Below are 16,374 nucleotides of genomic sequence, written 5' to 3' on the forward strand. Positions count from 1 at the left end.
TTAAATTTCCTCTAATTCCATTTCTTCAATTAAATTATCAATATATTCATAAGCACTATCTTCTGAATGACATTCTTCTAATGCTAAATTAAATAAATCATCTTCAGTATAAACATAACCATTTTCATCTTTTCACATATTATTCACATCCTTGTCATTTAATATTGTTATCTTCTAAATCAATAATTGTTGTTTCTCATCCTTGTTTATTTTCAACATTACCAGTAATTTTTGCTTCTTCTAATGTATAAAATAATAAAGTTTTAAAATCACCATATTTACTTTTCATTACTAATAAATATCTTTTATTCATAATTTAATTCCTCCTATTTTTAACTCGCTGGCACTCACTCCAAAGTGAAAGTGCCAAAGCGAGAGTTAGTTATATAATTAAGTATTTATCTATTTATTTACTACGCCATCCGCTTCACTACGGGTGAGCGGTGGCGGTATGTTGTTAGTTAAATAATCGACAGTTGTTTTTTTCTTTTGGAGCCAGAGAGTTTTCTCTCTCTTCATCCGCACCATTTCAGGTCAAAACGTTCAGTTTTTAAAATAAATCTACTTGCACCTTGAAGAGCCTAATGCTGACTTTGTGGTTTTTAAACCGCTGTCACTTCTAAGAAGTAATATCTATCGCAAATTTATTTATAAAGTCATTATCTCTATGGTTTATTGTCGTTTGATATTAACCTTGGACTTATCACGACTATCGCTTGTTAAAGCGTCTATTATTTCCGGACTAATTACCGCTGGGCTAGACCGCCTCCTGTGGAATAAAAACACTTAGTTATTTAAAATAACCGTTCCACACTGCATTAAGTTGTAATTTTAATAAAATAATTAACTGAAACAGAGAAAGGACAACACCTTAAATTAGGAGAAAAAACAGAAGACATTTTGTAAAGATTTCTAAGATATTTAATAAATGTGTAACATAACTTAAAGAAGGTATCAAAAAGTTGTGATAAAAGTTTCTATTTTAAGAACTTAAGATGTTGCCCTTTCTCTGAATCAATTAATAATTTTGGTTTTACAAATAAAAAAACCATTTTAGTAAATGGTTTAATTTATTATTCTTATTCAATTTCTATGTATTTTTTAAAACCCTTCTTTTTCCCATGCGACCATTATAATGGATTTTTTATATTTTTAAATATATTTATTATTATATTAAAAAAAAGACACTAATGTCTTTTATCAAATAATTTGTAGTTAACTCTTGTAAAACAAACAAATAATTTGCTGAGATTAAGCAAATTATTTGAATCAATATTTTGTTTTCCTACTGTTTGTAAATTTATCTTAAATTAGATTTTATTTTTTGTTTCACCAGTTGTTAAAATTTCTTTTAAATTTTCATATGTTGTTTCAATCATATTTTTAACCGCTTCATCGGTATATGAACCGACGTGTGGAGTAATAATTACCCGTGGATATAATGTTAATAGTTTATTAGTAATGTCATCTGGCATTTTTTCACCCTTAAAATCTTTAAAGAAAACATCACCTTCATTTTCTAAAACATCTAAGCCAACCCCTTTTAAATGGTTTGACTTTACTGCTTCATAAACAGCTTCACTATCCATTAATTGTCCTCGTGCGACATTAATTAAAACGGACCCTGGTTTCATTTTTGCTAAAAATTCTTTATTAACTAAATGATGATTTTCCTCTTTAATATATGGACAATGCAATGAAATTAAATCTGATTCTTTAATTAATGTGTCTAAATCAGTATAAGTTAAAATTTCTTTTGCTGCATCACTTTCATAGATATCTTGTCCTAGAACTTTTGCTCCCATCCCATGTCATGCTTTTGCTGTCTCAAATCCAATGCGTCCTGTTCCAATAATTCCAATTGTTGAATTACGAATTTCTTTTGCAAACATAAAATCATCAACCTTAAAATTAGTATTTTTTTCATTATTCGCCATATAAAATAAATTTCGTAACAAAGCATTTCCCATTGCAACCGCTAGTTCACTCACAGCATTTGGTGAGTAACCCGGAACATAAGCCATCTTAAATCCTAATTCATGCGCTTTTGCTAAATCAATGTGATTATACCCAACTGTTCTTGTCAATAAATATTTAACACCATATTCTTTCATCTTTAATAAGTTTTCCTCATAACAATCACAATTAGCTCGCACCATGACAGCATTATGGCCTTTCGCTGTTGCAATATTATCTTTTGTTAAATATTCTTCGATTAAAGTTAACTCATAACCATATTTTTCATTTAACTGTTCAAAAAATGGACGTTCAGTTTTACGAACCCCATAACAAACCATTTTAATTTTTGTACTCATTAATATTTTCTCCTAATTTGTATTAATTGTTATTTTTCCTAATATGTAAATAATGAAGTTGCTCCAATTGCTGTTGTAATAATTACTCACAATGGTAACGAAATAATTGAAAATAACGTTGAAACTAATGTTAAGTTACTTGTTAACATTGGTTGTTTATTATAGCCAATTGAATATGCAACAATTACCGAAGCTGGTGGTGCTGCTAACATAATAACAATTACCGCTAATCCGATTGAATCTAATTTTCATGCGCCAGTTTGTTTTCCAATTACGGCAAAAATAACTGCCAACACTAACCCAACCACTGGTGCTAAAATAACTTTCATCATCATTCCATACCATACTTTTTTATCTTGCATTGCTTCGCGAATTTTTCCTTTCGCCAATGTCATCCCAATTGCTAATCAAGCTAATGGTGTACAGACTCCTTCTAATGTTTTTGTTATTTTAAATAATGGTGGAAAAGAATTATCTAATCGTAATGGTGAAAAGAATTTACCACTACCAATCGCATTTTGATCAGGAACAACTGCAATTCCTGGAATTAACTGTGTTACTCAAAAGATAAATCCAATAATTGTTGCAATTAAAATTGGATTAACAAAAATTTGTTTTAAGTTTGCTTTAACCGTTGCCATTTTTTTAGCTCGCATTTCAGCTTTTACTTGGGCATAACCAGCTGGATCCATTTTGACATCAACAACTGTTTCAACTGTTGTTTGCCCAACTGGTGCTAACTGACCTGCCACTGGTTTACTCATTACAATAAACCCTAATGAATATAAGAATACTCGATAAGGAATATTAAAGATATTAGCTGGTAAAGCTGCTTTCCCTGCTCCGAATAAAGCAGTCACAACTGGAATTCCGAAGAAAGTAGTTGAGGCAAAAACAGTACACATTGCTAAAGTATCTCGAACATCTTGATCATATTTAATGTAAAAATATTTTGCAACAATTCCTAAAATAATATAAAATAAAAATCCCACTAATAAAATGGCTGCTTGTGTTTTAACTTGTTCAACAGTTGTATCAGCCATAAACCCATCAAATGCTAAACATGGTAAACCAACTACCATTACAATTTTAATTAAAACTGTTTCTCAGTCTTTTTTAAAGGTTCCCCGTTTTGTTAAAAATCAACCCAAAAAAATCACAAACATCGTCGCAATAATTGCACTTCAAAAGCCCCATGCTTTTAAAGTATCAACAACCGCTTGCCCAACATCCGCTTGTAAATATAAATGCATTAACTTACGTCTCCTCTCATTTTTTCTAATAATAGACTTCTTGCATTACTTGTTAAAAAATTGCAAATATTTGTAAAAAAGATACTAATAGAAAAATATAATTTTAATTAATTATGTTTTTTATTTAAAAATTTAATATTTTTCCACAACGAAAAATTAATTTATTATTTAAATTATTTAATTTTAAATAAATATTTTATGTTAAATATAATAATTGTAAATTATAAATTGAGGCAATTAAATTAAATCTTAAACCAAATCTTTTTCTTCGATTACGATATTTTTCTGTAATAATTTTAAATTTTTTAAGAATAGCAAAAATATTTTCAATAATAATTCTCATTTTTGAAACCAGTATATTATATTGCTTTTGTTCTTTGTTTAAAGGGTTTTTCTTTGTTTTCTTTGTAGGTATTAGAACATTATTGTGATTTTTTTGTATTCCTTGATAACCACTATCAACTATTAATTTGGTATTTTTTAAAATTGGGATTTTTGATTCTTTAAATAAAGCATAATCATGTTTTTTTCCGAGCGAAAAACTTGTTGCAATAATTTTTTTGGTTTCTTGTTCGATAATTACTTGTGTTTTGATCGTGTGTTTTTTCTTTTTACCAGAATAAGATTGTTTTTGTCTTTTTTTGGGCGTTGGATTGGAGTTTCGGTAGCATCAATAATAATAGTTTTATCATTAAAATAATCATTTATTAGTGCTTTTTTACCAGCAAGTTGTTGAAAATCAGAGTTTTTAATTAAAATATCTTCAATTCACTTAATATTACGATAACAATTAGCCTCACTAATATCAAAACTTTTACCAAGATGAAAATAAGTCTGATATTCTCGTCAATATAATAAAGTCATCAATAATCTATTTTCTAATGATAATTTATTAGTTTTACCACCTTTTTTAAATTTTTCTATTTCAGCAACTTTTAAAATATCTAACATTTTATTAAAAGTGGATTTTTTTATTCCTGTTAATCTTAACCATTCTCTATCATTAAGAGTATTAAATTTATTATTGTTCATATTTTTATGTCCTCATAAATTATATTTTATAATAATATTTTAATAAAAAAGGGTATCGCAAGAAGTCTAATGTACTTTTGTACTACTAATATTATACAATAATAAGTGGTAAATTTTGACAAATTAAGAAACTAATTCTCGTTAGTTTCTTAAATCTTATAATTCAATTAAGACTTTAATTCCTGGCCCCATTGTTGTTGTAACAGCAATATTCTTAATATATGCTCCTTTAACAGCAGCTGGTTTTGCTTTCCGAATTGTCTCATAAATTACATCATAATTAGCTTTTAAATCTTCTGCTTTGAATGATGCTTTTCCAATAATTGAATGAATGTTTCCATTTTTATCAACACGATATTCAACTTTTCCTTTTTTAACATCATCAATCGCTTTTGTAACATCTGGTGTAACAGTTCCTGTTTTAGGGTTTGGCATTAGACCTTTTGGTCCTAATAATTTCCCAATTTTCCCTAATTCAGCCATAATATCTGGTGTCGCAATAATTACATCATAATCAAATCAATTTTCTTTTTGAATTTTTTCAATTAAATCTTTTCCCCCAACAAAATTTGCCCCAGCTGCTTTTGCATCAGCTTCCTTACTATTTGTTAAGACTAAAATTCGTTGTGTTTTTCCAGTTCCTTTTGGTAAAACAACTGCTCCCCTAATTTGTTGGTCAGCATGACGAGGATCAACATTTAAATTAAAAGCAACTTCAACTGTTGAATCAAATTTTGTTGTTGCTGTTTTCTTTGCCAATTCAATTGCTTCAGTAATTGGATAAACTTTGTTTTTTTCTACTAATTCAACAGCTTGATTATATTTTTTTCCAAATTTTGCCATTGTTAGTTTTTCTCCTTCTTACTTGGCATACCGTCAACAACAATTCCCATATTACGAGCAGTTCCTTCAATAATATGCATTGCTGCTTCAACATCGTTTGCATTTAAGTCAACCAACTTATATTCAGCGATTTTACGAACTTCGTCTGCTGAAATAGTTGCAACTATTTCATCCTTTGCTTTTGCCGATCCTTTTTGGATTTTAGCAGCTTTCTTTAATAAGATCGCTGCCGGAGTAGTTTTTAATTCAAATTTAAATGATTTATCATCAAATGCTGTAATCACGACTGGTACAACATCACCCATACGGTCTTTTGTTGCATCGTTGAACTGAGTACAAAACTGTGGCATGTTAATTCCTAATGAAGCTAACTCTGGCCCCGGTTTTGCTTGCCCAGCCTGAAATTCTAATTTTGCAATTCTAGTAATCCTTGCCACGAGCAATTTCCTCCTTTTGAATTCTCGCTGTGGTCCAAACGTAATATTAACATTACTACCACATTTAAGCATATTCTACTAAGTAGAATAAATGCCTAGTTAATTATAACAATAAGTTAAGAAAAAGCAACTTTATTTTAATTTACTTTTTAACCATTAATTAAAAAATGAAATAACCAATAAAGTTCTTTCATTTTAATATCATGTTATCTTGTTTTTGGATAAACATAATCTGATGGTTTAAAAGCAATTCCATAGATATTTACAGGTCATGGCGTATAATAAATATTATTAGTTGTTGCATTAACTCCAAAATTAAAACGCAAACTATAATTTCTATTTGCATAAATACTTAATGACCGATCGCTTCCGATTACAGGCACCAAATCAACAACTTCTGTTGTCACTCAAAATTTATCAATATCTGGTAAAATTTGATTTTGTGGATCAGTTTTAAATTTATTTAACAGCATTTTTCAAATTTTACGGTGTGACAAACCATCAGTTTTAACTTGTTTTTCTAGACCATTTCAATAATCAACATCTAAAAACAAAGCACCTTCTTTTCAAACCTTAATATCTCAAGTAATTTTATAATATTTATAAAAGGCACTAATAATTCGACCAAAATTTTTAATTTTTTCAATCATTCCATCACGCGTAATCCCAACACTTAAATAAAATGGTTTACCCTCATTTAAAATAACACCCGACAATGGGATTCCAGCTACTAAAATTTTTGCCAAGTTAATTCTAAACTGACCCAACTGTAATTTTGCATCAGATGTACTTGTTAAAATACTTAATTTTTTGCCATAATATTCTAAAAAGTTTTCTGGTGTTAATTTATCAGGAGCATAACCAGTATTAACCCACGTATATGTTTCATCATCAGGAATAACGGGGGTAACACCATTTGTATCTGGATTAATACTTGAATTTAATAAAACCAAAATTTGTTCATCCTTAGCATAAGTAATACTATTTCGAATTTCACCAAGTTCATTGTCAGCATTTAATGCTGCATCTAATTCTTTTTGGACAATTACATCTAACATGCTGTGATCAAAGGCATAATTTAAATCAAAATTTTCATAAATACTCCGAAAAGCTGGATTTTCATCCACAATAATATTTTCTGCCATTGAATTAAAAAATTTTACAATTGCTTTTGAGACGGTTCCTGTCACAGCCGTCAAAATTTCTTCCATTTTTACTTTATCATTTGTAACTGTATATTGTATTAAAAATGGAACACGTGTTTCTAATGTTTTAAATTGGATTTTAACTTCTAATTTAAAATTCAACCGAACTCCTTGCAAATTGTTAACATCAACATTTGCTAATGATCTTAACTGTTCAGTGTCAATGTGGTTTAACATAAACTGATAACCTTTTACATCAGCACTTAACGGTAATGTATTAAGATAATAATTTGAATATTGGTCAGCAATTTCACGATTAACATTATCAAAAATAGTCAGAAAACCATTTATTAATGCGTTTAACCCTGAACCAACATTTTCATCATTTAAATTCAATTATCGCTGTGATTGTTTCTTACTGACCATTGTAAATAATTTTTCAAGACCATTAGTTGGATAATCGTTAATATCAACTAATGCTTTTTCCATCGCATATTTTTGAAACGCAGCGCTAACTTTTTTGGTAATTTCATTTAAAATTTTTAAATCACCTTGATAATCAATACCATTATTTTCTTCTTTATCAGTATTTGGTTTTGCAACACAACTAATAATCAAACCCGGACTAACAACACTAAAATTAAAAACCCCTAGCATTACTAATAATTTTTTCATTTTTTGTTTTTTCCTACCATGAGTTTTTTCATCGGATATGAAGTGATTATACAAAAAAAGACAAGGAGTATAATTATTCAAATCAAGTTATTATCAACCATTAATATAATTAGAACCTTGATAATCATCTTAAATAAAAAAAATGACATTATTGATAGTTAATGTCATTTTTCATAAATATTTAATTTTTTACTCATGGACAAAAATCCATCCTAATGCTCCAACTCCAATGAAAAGATTAGGAATGGCCCCTAAATAAGTTCAGGGTGATTGGTAATCTGCGTTAACAAAGAATCCAATTAAGAAAATGACTGCTAAACCAGTGATCGCTAAAGCTCATAATAATGATCAGAATCCCGGCTTAACTGATAAGGGAATTAAAATATATAAAACCCCTAAAATCAGTAAGACTGGTCAACTTGTATCTCAGCCATAAATCAAAGTTTTTGCTGGAACACCTGCCGCAAACAAAATTCCAATTATAATAAATTCAAGCAGCGCCAATAAACATTAAAATTTTTGGTTATGTCAAATTTTTCATATTTTTTCTCCTTTCGATAATTATAGTAATTATACCGGAAAATTATGAAATTATTTTGGCATTTTTATAACCTTCAGTATTAAAAGAATTAAAATTTTTTGATTTTAAGAATATCAAAACATCGGAAGCACGAAAGTTATTATTAATTGCAGGAATTAGTTGTGGTGAAATATATTGGGCATTATTATCACCTTTAATTGTAAAGTAAAAACCTCAGTGGGGTAGAAGATATTTTACTTTGTTAAAACTATTATTTATTCAATCTTCTTGATAATTTAAATCAATTCGAAATACATTGTTGGATGGGTTAAGATAAATTGGACAACAATAATGTGGAGTAAGGATTATAATTAAATTAATAAATGGAGGTGTAATTATGGCAAAGAATCATTATACCGATGAATTTAAACAACAAATTGTTAGTCTTTATAAAACAGGTAAAACAGCAAAACAATTGTCCAGTGACTATCAGGTCGGTAAATCAAAAGTTTGAAAATGAATTCATGAATTCAATAATTCTGGTTCATTTAAAGCAAAAGATAATCGAAGCCCAGAAGAAAATGAACTAATTTATCTAAGAAAAGAAATTAAACAATTACGAATGGAAAATGATATTTTAAAGCAAGCCACACTGATAATAGGCAAAAAATAGTAATTATTAAAAACAACAAAGAAAAATATGCAATTACTAATTTATGCAAAACACTAAAAGTTCCTAGATCAACGTTTTATTATCAATTGAAATCAAATAATCCTAAATCAAACCATACTATTGATAATGCTGTTATCAGTATTTTCTTAAAAAGTCGTAAAAATTATGGCACAAGAAAAATTAAAGTTATGTTAGCACAACAAAATATTTTATTATCACGAATAAAAATTAGTAAAATAATGCAAAGATATAACTTAATTTCCAATTATACAAAACTTAAATATAAACATCAAAGTAACAAAAACGCTACATACAAATATCATAATTTGTTAAATCAAGAATTTAATAATTATAAACTACATGAAGTTGTTGTCAGTGATTTAACACAAGTTGCTATCAATAGCAAATGATATTATGTGTGCTTTCTAATTGATTTATTTAATCGTGAAGTTATTGATTATGATGTTAGTTCTCATAAAGATGCCAAATTAGTTGAAAATACTTTTAAAAAGCTTAGTTTTTCTTTAGATAATATTAAAATATTTCATACTGATCAAGGCAGCGAATTTAATAACAATATCATTTACAATCTTTTAGCTAAAAACAATGTTGCAAAATCTTATAGTAAACTAGGCTGTCCTTATGATAATGCTGTTTCTGAATCAACCTATAAAATTTTAAAAACAGAATTAATTAAAAACAGAAAATTTAAAAATATTGAACAATTTAAATTAGAATTATTTGACTATGTTAATTGATACAATAATGTACGAATTCACAGCAAATTAAATTATTTAACACCAATTGAATATAAAAATCTTTACTCTACATAAAATTTGTCCAAAAAACCCTTGCCATTCCAAATCAGCTAGTTGATTAACTAAAACTAAGATTAAACCAATTAAACAAAAAACACAACATAAAAAAAGAATTAAATATTTATTTTTTCGAAAAGCAGCCCGAATTGTTAATTTTTGTTTGGTTGTAAAGTCATCATTATGTGAATTTTGACGAGCTTTCCGTGACTGTCGTCACCATCAACCACCACTTGCAATTGATAACAATGTAAACAATACAACCAAAACAATTAAGACTGATACTGGAATATTACTTGCTTGCGCATTTAAATAAAACATTAAAATCATCTATTTAATAAAAAAATAATACTAATAGTGTTATTTTATCAAAAATTTAAACATTTAAAGCACTTTTTGTTGTTTTTTGTACTAAAGCTAATACTTCTTCAGCGGTTTGACAAGTTAGAGCTTTTGCCACTAATTGTTCCATCGCTGGAACTTCTAATTTGCTAATAACTTGACGGGCATTTAAAATACTTGTTGCTGACATTGAAAAGTAATCTAACTTCATTCCCATTAAAAGGGGAATTGCTTGTTCTTCTCCCGCCATCTCACCACACATTCCAACTCATTTGCCTTCTTTATGAGCTCCATCAATAATTGTTTTGATTAAACGTAAAATTGATGGATTATATGGTTGATATAAATAAGCAACAAATTGACTCATCCGATCAGCTGCCATTGTGTATTGAATTAAATCGTTTGTTCCGATTGAAAAGAAATCAGCATGTTTTGCAAACTGGTCCGCCAACATAGCTGCTGATGGAATTTCCATCATCATTCCAATTTCAATATTATCCGCAACTTGATGTCCGGCTTTAATTAGATTTGCTTTTTCTTCTAATGTAATTTCTTTTGCTGCTTTAAATTCATCAATTGTAGCAATCATTGGGAACATAATACCAAGTTTCCCGTGGACACTCGCGCGTAATAAAGCTCGTAATTGTGTTCGAAACACATCCGTTTTATCTAAACATAATCGAATCGCACGATAACCTAAAAATGGATTCATTTCTTCTGGGAATTTAAAATATGATAGTTTTTTATCTCCTACAATATCCAACGTACGAATAATTACTGGTCGGTTTTGCATTCCTTATAACACGCCTTTATATGCTTTATATTGTTCATCTTCCGTTGGAAAATGATCATTATCCATATATAAGAACTCACTTCTAAAGAGTCCAATTCCTTGGCCACCATTATCTAACACCCCTTGAACATCTTTTGGGGCCCCAATGTTACCTTCTAAAACAAATTTTTGGTATCCATCTTTTGATACGGTGGGTTTATCTTTAAATGCTAATAATTCTTGTTGCAATTGGAAAAACTTTGTTCGTTCTGCGGTTCAAGTTTTAATCTCGTCAGCTGATGGGGCTAAAATAACCTCCCCAGTTGTTCCATTAATCATCATCGCTTCATTATGTTTTGCCTGTTTTGTAACATCTTTTAGACCTAACATTGCCGGAATTTCTAAACTACGAGCCATAATAGCAGCATGGCTAGTTCTTCCCCCCATATCACAACTAAATCCTTTTGCAAATTTAGGGTCCAATTGCGCTGTTTGTGATGGTGTTAAATCTTCTGCGACAATAATAACTTCTTCATTAATTGTTGCTAAATCTAACACCGGCACATTTAAAATATATTTAATTAACCGATCAGTTACATCTTTGATATCCGCTGCTCTTTCCTTAAAGTATGGATCCTCCATTCCAGCAAATATTGTAATAAATTTCTGTGCAACAGTATGAATTGCATACGCCGCATTGTTTTTATCATTATTAATCATTTTTTTTGCTTCATCAATCATCGCTGGATCCTGTAAAATCTGACTATGGGCTTCGAAGATCGCCGCTTTCTCAGCTCCCAATTTTTCTAAGGCAATTTCTTGTAATTTTTCAATATCAGCATTTGCCTTCTTCATTGCTGTTTCTAAACTCTTAATTTCACTAGCTGAATCAGAAACCGTATTATTTGAAATCTCATATTTTGGTTCTTCTAATTTAAAAACTTTTGCAATTGCAATTCCATTACTCGCACCTATTCCGTGCAGTTTTTTTGACATAATAAAAATTCCTCACTTCTCTTTCTACTAAAACTATTTTTATTATATACTGAAAATTGGAAAATTACTGTAATTTAAGCATAGTTTTCATACTCAAATTATTATTTTTATTACAATTTGCAAAGTTCATCAAAAATTATTTAAAAATTAAAATGATACCCCAACTCACGAATCTTATAAACTAAATTATTAGATGTGTGGCACTCCCACATTTCCTGTTTTCTATTCTTTTGTAAATATATTCAGCAAGAGTTATAATGATATGGATTATTTAATAGACTTCTTGCATTACTTACTTGTTAAAAAATTGCAAATATTTGTAAAAAAGATACTAATAGAAAAATATAATTTTAATTAATTATGTTTTTTATTTAAAAATTTAATATTTTTCCACAACGAAAAATTAATTTATTATTTAAATTATTTAATTTTAAATAAATATTTTATGTTAAATATAATAATTGTAAATTATAAATTGAGGCAATTAAATTAAATCTTAAACCAAATCTTTTTCTTCGATTACGATATTTTTCTGTAATAATTTTAAATTTTTTAAGAATAGCAAAAATATTTTCAATAATAATTCTCATTTTTGAAACTAGTCTATTATATTGCTTTTGTTCTTTGTTTAAAGGGTTTTTCTTTGTTTTCTTTGTAGGTATTAGAACATTATTGTGATTTTTTTGTATTCCTTGATAACCACTATCAACTATTAATTTGGTATTTTTTAAAATTGGGATTTTTGATTCTTTAAATAAAGCATAATCATGTTTTTTTCCGGGCGAAAAACTTGTTGCAATAATTTTTTTGGTTTCTTGTTCGATAATTACTTGTGTTTTGATCGTGTGTTTTTTCTTTTTACCAGAATAAGATTGTTTTTGTCTTTTTTTGGGCATTGGATTGGAGTTTCGGTAGCATCAATAATAATAGTTTTATCATTAAAATAATCATTTATTAGTGCTTTTTTACCAGCAAGTTGTTGAAAATCAGAGTTTTTAATTAAAATATCTTCAATTCACTTAATATTACGATAACAATTAGCCTCACTAATATCAAAACTTTTACCAAGATGAAAATAAGTCTGATATTCTCGTCAATATAATAAAGTAATCAATAATCTATTTTCTAATGATAATTTATTAGTTTTACCACCTTTTTTAAATTTTTCTATTTCAGCAACTTTTAAAATATCTAACATTTTATTAAAAGTGGATTTTTTTATTCCTATTAATCTTAACCATTCTCTATCATTAAGAGTATTAAATTTATTATTGTTCATATTTTTATGTCCTCATAAATTATATTTTATAATAATATTTTAATAAAAAAGGGTATCGCAAGAAGTCTATTATTGGTTGTTGCATTAACCCCAAAATTAAAGCGCAAACTATACTTTCTATTTGCATAAACGCTTAATGACCGATCCTTCCCAATAACAGAAACCAAATCAACGATTTCTGTTGTTACTCAAAACTTATCAATATCTGGTAAATTTTGATTTTGTGGATCAGTTTTAAATTTATTTAACAGCGTTCTTCAAATTTTACGATGTGATAAACGTTCATTTTTGACGTGTTTTTCTAAACCATTTCAATAATCAACATCTAAAAACAAGGCACCTTCTTTTCAAACTTTAATATCCCAAGTAATTTTGTAATATTGATAAAAAGTACTAATAATTCGACCAAAATTTTTAATTTTTTCAATCATTCCATCACGCGTAATCCCGACACTTAAATAAAAGGGGTTACCCTCATTTAAAATAACACCCGACAATGGGATCCCAGCAACTAAAATTTTTGCCAAGTTAATTCTAAACTGCCCTAATTGCAATTTTGAGCTAGATGTTCTTGTTAAAATATTCAATTTTTCGCCATAATATTCTAAAAAGTTTTCTGGTGTTAATTTATCAGGAGCATAACCAGTATTAACCCACGTATATGTTTCATCATCAGGAATAACGGGGGTAACACCATTTGTATCTGGATTAATACTTGAATTTAATAAAACCAAAATTTGTTCATCCTTAGCATAAGTAATACTATTTCGAATTTCACCAAGTTCATTGTCAGCACATATAATGCTGCATCTAATTCTTTTTGGACAATTACATCTAACATGCTGTGATCAAAGGCATAATTTAAATCAAAATTTTCATAAATACTCCGAAAAGCTGGATTTTCATCCACAATAATATTTTCTGCCATTGAATTAAAAAATTTTACAATTGCTTTTGAAACGGTTCCTGTCACAGCCGTCAAAATTTCTTCCATTTTTACTTTATCATTTGTAACTGTATATTGTACTAAAAATGGAACACGTGTTTCTAATGTTTTAAATTGGATTTTAACTTCTAATTTAAAATCCAACCGAACTCCTTGCAAATTGTTAACATCAACATTTGCTAATGATCTTAACTGTTCAGTGTCAATGTGGTTTAACATAAACTGATAACCTTTTACATCAGCACTTAACGGTAATGTATTAATATAATAATTTGAATATTGGTCAGCAATTTCACGATTAACATTATCAAAAATAGTCAGAAAACCATTTATTAATGCGTTTAACCCTGAACCAACATTTTCATCATTTAAATTCAATTGTCGCTGTGATTGTTTCTTACTGACCATTGTAAATAATTTTTCAAGACCATTAGTTGGATAATCGTTAATATCAACTAATGCTTTTTCCATCGCATATTTTTGAAACGCAGCGCTAACTTTTTTGGTAATTTCATTTAAAATTTTTAAATCACCTTGATAATCAATACCATTATTTTCTTCTTGATCAGTATTTGGTTTTGCAACACAACTAATAATCAAACCCGGACTAACAACACTAAAATTAAAAACCCCTAGCATTACTAATAATTTTTTTATTTTTTGTTTTTTCCTCCCATGAGTTTTTTCATCGGATATGAAGTGATTATACAAAAAAAGACAAGGAATATAATTATTCAAATCAAGTTATTATCAACCATTAATATAATTAGAACCTTGATAACCATCTTAAATAAAAAAAATGACATTATTGATAGTTAATGTCATTTTTAATAAATATTTAATTTTTTACTCATAGACAAAAATCCATCCTAATGCTCCAACTCCAATGAAAAGATTAGGAATGACCCCTAAATAACCTAAATAAGTTCAGGGTGATTGGTAATCTGCGTTAACAAAGAATCCAATTAAGAAAATGACTGCTAAACCAGTGATCGCTAAAGCTCATAATAATGATCAGAATCCCGGCTTAACTGATAAGGAAATTAAAATATATAAAACCCCTAAAATCAGTAAGACTGGTCAACTTGTATCTCAGCCATAAATCAAAGTTTTTGCTGGAACACCTGCCGCAAACAAAATTCCAATTATAATAATTCAAGTAGCGCCAATAAACATTAAAATTTTTGATCATGTCAAATTTTTCATATTTTTTCTCCTTTCGATAATTATAGTAATTATACCGGAAAATTATGAAATTATTTTGGCATTTTTATAACCTTCAGTATTAAAAGAATTAAAATTTTTTGATTTTAAGAATATCAAAACATCGGAAGCACGAAAGTTATTATTAATTGCAGGAATTAGTTGTGGTGAAATATATTGGGCATTATTATCACCTTTAATTGTAAAGTAAAAACCTCAGTGAGTTAGAAGATATTTTACTTTGTTAAAACTATTATTTATTCAATCTTCTTGATAATTTAAATCAATTCGAAATACATTGTGGGCACCTGTTTTTGACACTTTAAATTTCCTTCTGAATATCTGTTTGCAATAAGTTTCCTCAACTATTAGAATCTCATCATACAAATTTTGTTCCATTTACTTCTTGAACTGGATGCGAATCAGCAATTGTTCCGCGTTCATCAAACTCTTTTTGAAAGCTATCATTTAGTTGTTTCATATTTTTACTATTTTTAATGTCTTGTCATTTATCTTGTGCCATCATAGTATATCCACCAACAGCTGTATTTTGCGTTAAAAAGGGATTAGAAATATACATACCATTGTCGGCTTTTCTAAATGTTATTGGCTCATAAATCTGAGTTACGAGTTGCATATTAGCAGTATCAAAAAATGATAACTTTTTCATAACTTCATCAATATTAGTAATATTCTTAAAATGAACATAAGCATGGCTTTCTTGGTTAAGGTCTAACCAATTGTTTTGTTCGAAACTACTTCTTGCCGATGATAAATAATAATTATCATAACCAACGGTAAACTCTTTTGATTCCTCTGTTTTCATATGATAAATCCAATCTGGATCATTATATGAAATAAACTCATCAGTATTTTTACAAGCAATAATTGTCGCTGTTGGTAACAAAATAAATGAACTACTTAATATCACTATTAATAATTTTTTCATCTTCTTTTTTATTCTTTCTAGCAAATTAACAATGGACAATTTAATTCTAGTTACAATAAACAAAAAAGCATTCCCAAAATGCTTTTTATATAACAATCATTAGACTTCTTGCGATACCCTTTTTTATTAAAATATTATTATAAAATATAATTTATGAGGACATAAAAATATGAACAATA

General features: G+C 28.2%; 20 protein-coding genes and 1 pseudogene. 2 read left to right on the forward strand and 19 right to left on the reverse strand.

What is annotated here, in order from left to right; genetic code table 4:
* From MSROBK_RS10810 to MSROBK_RS10850, 11 genes are all read right to left on the reverse strand, one after another.
* Positions 1–138 (reverse strand): hypothetical protein, encoded by a 138-nt coding sequence (locus tag MSROBK_RS10810; protein WP_157944221.1) that lies wholly within the window; start codon positions 136–138, stop codon positions 1–3.
* A gap of 1 nt (position 139) precedes the next feature.
* The gene (locus MSROBK_RS10815) at positions 140–313 is read right to left on the reverse strand and encodes a hypothetical protein (RefSeq protein ID WP_157944220.1); all 174 of its coding nucleotides are present in this window, start codon (positions 311–313) and stop codon (positions 140–142) included.
* Between the two features lie 997 nt (positions 314–1,310).
* Positions 1,311–2,315, reverse strand: a complete 1,005-nt coding sequence (locus MSROBK_RS10820) for an NAD(P)-dependent oxidoreductase (protein WP_040094603.1) — start codon at positions 2,313–2,315, stop codon at positions 1,311–1,313.
* Positions 2,316–2,353: 38 nt separating this feature from the next.
* Positions 2,354–3,568 (reverse strand): AEC family transporter, encoded by a 1,215-nt coding sequence (locus tag MSROBK_RS10825; protein WP_040094606.1) that lies wholly within the window; start codon positions 3,566–3,568, stop codon positions 2,354–2,356.
* 196 nt (positions 3,569–3,764) lie between these two features.
* Positions 3,765–4,163: a transposase gene (locus MSROBK_RS14480; RefSeq protein ID WP_416375052.1), complete on the reverse strand. Its 399-nt coding sequence runs from the start codon at positions 4,161–4,163 to the stop codon at positions 3,765–3,767.
* On the reverse strand, positions 4,148–4,600 hold the full coding sequence (locus tag MSROBK_RS14485) for an IS5 family transposase (RefSeq protein ID WP_040092446.1): 453 nt from the start codon (positions 4,598–4,600) through the stop codon (positions 4,148–4,150). The genes MSROBK_RS14480 and MSROBK_RS14485 overlap by 16 nt, the downstream gene beginning before the upstream one ends.
* A gap of 156 nt (positions 4,601–4,756) precedes the next feature.
* Positions 4,757–5,443 carry a 50S ribosomal protein L1 gene (rplA, locus tag MSROBK_RS10835; RefSeq protein WP_040094608.1) on the reverse strand — a complete coding sequence of 229 codons (687 nt, stop codon included), beginning with the start codon at positions 5,441–5,443 and terminating at the stop codon, positions 4,757–4,759.
* A 2-nt stretch (positions 5,444–5,445) separates the two neighbouring features.
* The gene (rplK, locus tag MSROBK_RS10840) at positions 5,446–5,880 is read right to left on the reverse strand and encodes a 50S ribosomal protein L11 (protein WP_040094610.1); all 435 of its coding nucleotides are present in this window, start codon (positions 5,878–5,880) and stop codon (positions 5,446–5,448) included.
* A gap of 206 nt (positions 5,881–6,086) precedes the next feature.
* On the reverse strand, positions 6,087–7,421 hold the full coding sequence (locus MSROBK_RS10845; RefSeq protein WP_227991279.1) for a hypothetical protein: 1,335 nt from the start codon (positions 7,419–7,421) through the stop codon (positions 6,087–6,089).
* Positions 7,422–7,700, reverse strand: coding sequence for a hypothetical protein (locus MSROBK_RS11955; protein ID WP_227991282.1), 279 nt, complete (start codon positions 7,698–7,700; stop codon positions 7,422–7,424).
* Positions 7,701–7,889: 189 nt separating this feature from the next.
* A complete protein-coding gene (locus tag MSROBK_RS10850) occupies positions 7,890–8,204 on the reverse strand; it encodes a hypothetical protein (protein WP_227991283.1) in 315 nt (104 codons plus the stop codon).
* Between the two features lie 413 nt (positions 8,205–8,617).
* Between MSROBK_RS10850 and MSROBK_RS10860 the strand changes: the two genes are divergently transcribed.
* Both MSROBK_RS10860 and MSROBK_RS10865 read left to right on the forward strand, forming a co-directional pair.
* Complete coding sequence (locus tag MSROBK_RS10860; RefSeq protein ID WP_040094612.1) at positions 8,618–8,893, forward strand: transposase; 276 nt, start codon at positions 8,618–8,620, stop codon at positions 8,891–8,893.
* A gap of 32 nt (positions 8,894–8,925) precedes the next feature.
* Complete coding sequence (locus MSROBK_RS10865) at positions 8,926–9,726, forward strand: IS3 family transposase (RefSeq protein ID WP_242441500.1); 801 nt, start codon at positions 8,926–8,928, stop codon at positions 9,724–9,726.
* A 358-nt stretch (positions 9,727–10,084) separates the two neighbouring features.
* On the opposite strand, the pseudogene ptsP reads toward MSROBK_RS10865, so the two are convergent.
* The 8 genes and pseudogenes from ptsP to MSROBK_RS11965 all read right to left on the reverse strand — a co-directional run bounded on the left by ptsP (position 10,085) and on the right by MSROBK_RS11965 (position 16,153).
* Positions 10,085–11,818, reverse strand: a pseudogene (ptsP, locus tag MSROBK_RS10870) (phosphoenolpyruvate--protein phosphotransferase).
* A 443-nt stretch (positions 11,819–12,261) separates the two neighbouring features.
* Positions 12,262–12,714: a transposase family protein gene (locus MSROBK_RS14490; protein ID WP_416375022.1), complete on the reverse strand. Its 453-nt coding sequence runs from the start codon at positions 12,712–12,714 to the stop codon at positions 12,262–12,264.
* Positions 12,645–13,097, reverse strand: coding sequence for a helix-turn-helix domain-containing protein (locus MSROBK_RS14495; RefSeq protein ID WP_040094615.1), 453 nt, complete (start codon positions 13,095–13,097; stop codon positions 12,645–12,647). The genes MSROBK_RS14490 and MSROBK_RS14495 overlap by 70 nt, the downstream gene beginning before the upstream one ends.
* 26 nt (positions 13,098–13,123) lie before the next feature.
* On the reverse strand, positions 13,124–13,831 hold the full coding sequence (locus tag MSROBK_RS10880; protein WP_052443564.1) for a hypothetical protein: 708 nt from the start codon (positions 13,829–13,831) through the stop codon (positions 13,124–13,126).
* Positions 13,819–14,682, reverse strand: coding sequence for a hypothetical protein (locus tag MSROBK_RS10885; RefSeq protein WP_052443565.1), 864 nt, complete (start codon positions 14,680–14,682; stop codon positions 13,819–13,821). The genes MSROBK_RS10880 and MSROBK_RS10885 overlap by 13 nt, the downstream gene beginning before the upstream one ends.
* Before the next feature lie 207 nt (positions 14,683–14,889).
* A complete protein-coding gene (locus MSROBK_RS10890; RefSeq protein WP_040094617.1) occupies positions 14,890–15,249 on the reverse strand; it encodes a hypothetical protein in 360 nt (119 codons plus the stop codon).
* A 42-nt stretch (positions 15,250–15,291) separates the two neighbouring features.
* Positions 15,292–15,567 (reverse strand): hypothetical protein, encoded by a 276-nt coding sequence (locus MSROBK_RS11960; protein ID WP_227991288.1) that lies wholly within the window; start codon positions 15,565–15,567, stop codon positions 15,292–15,294.
* A gap of 1 nt (position 15,568) precedes the next feature.
* Positions 15,569–16,153, reverse strand: a complete 585-nt coding sequence (locus tag MSROBK_RS11965) for a hypothetical protein (protein WP_227991290.1) — start codon at positions 16,151–16,153, stop codon at positions 15,569–15,571.
* Positions 16,154–16,374: the final 221 nt, after the last annotated feature.

It is taken from the genome of Spiroplasma poulsonii (assembly GCF_009866525.1).
Lineage (GTDB): Bacteria > Bacillota_I > Bacilli_A > Mycoplasmatales > Mycoplasmataceae > Spiroplasma > Spiroplasma poulsonii.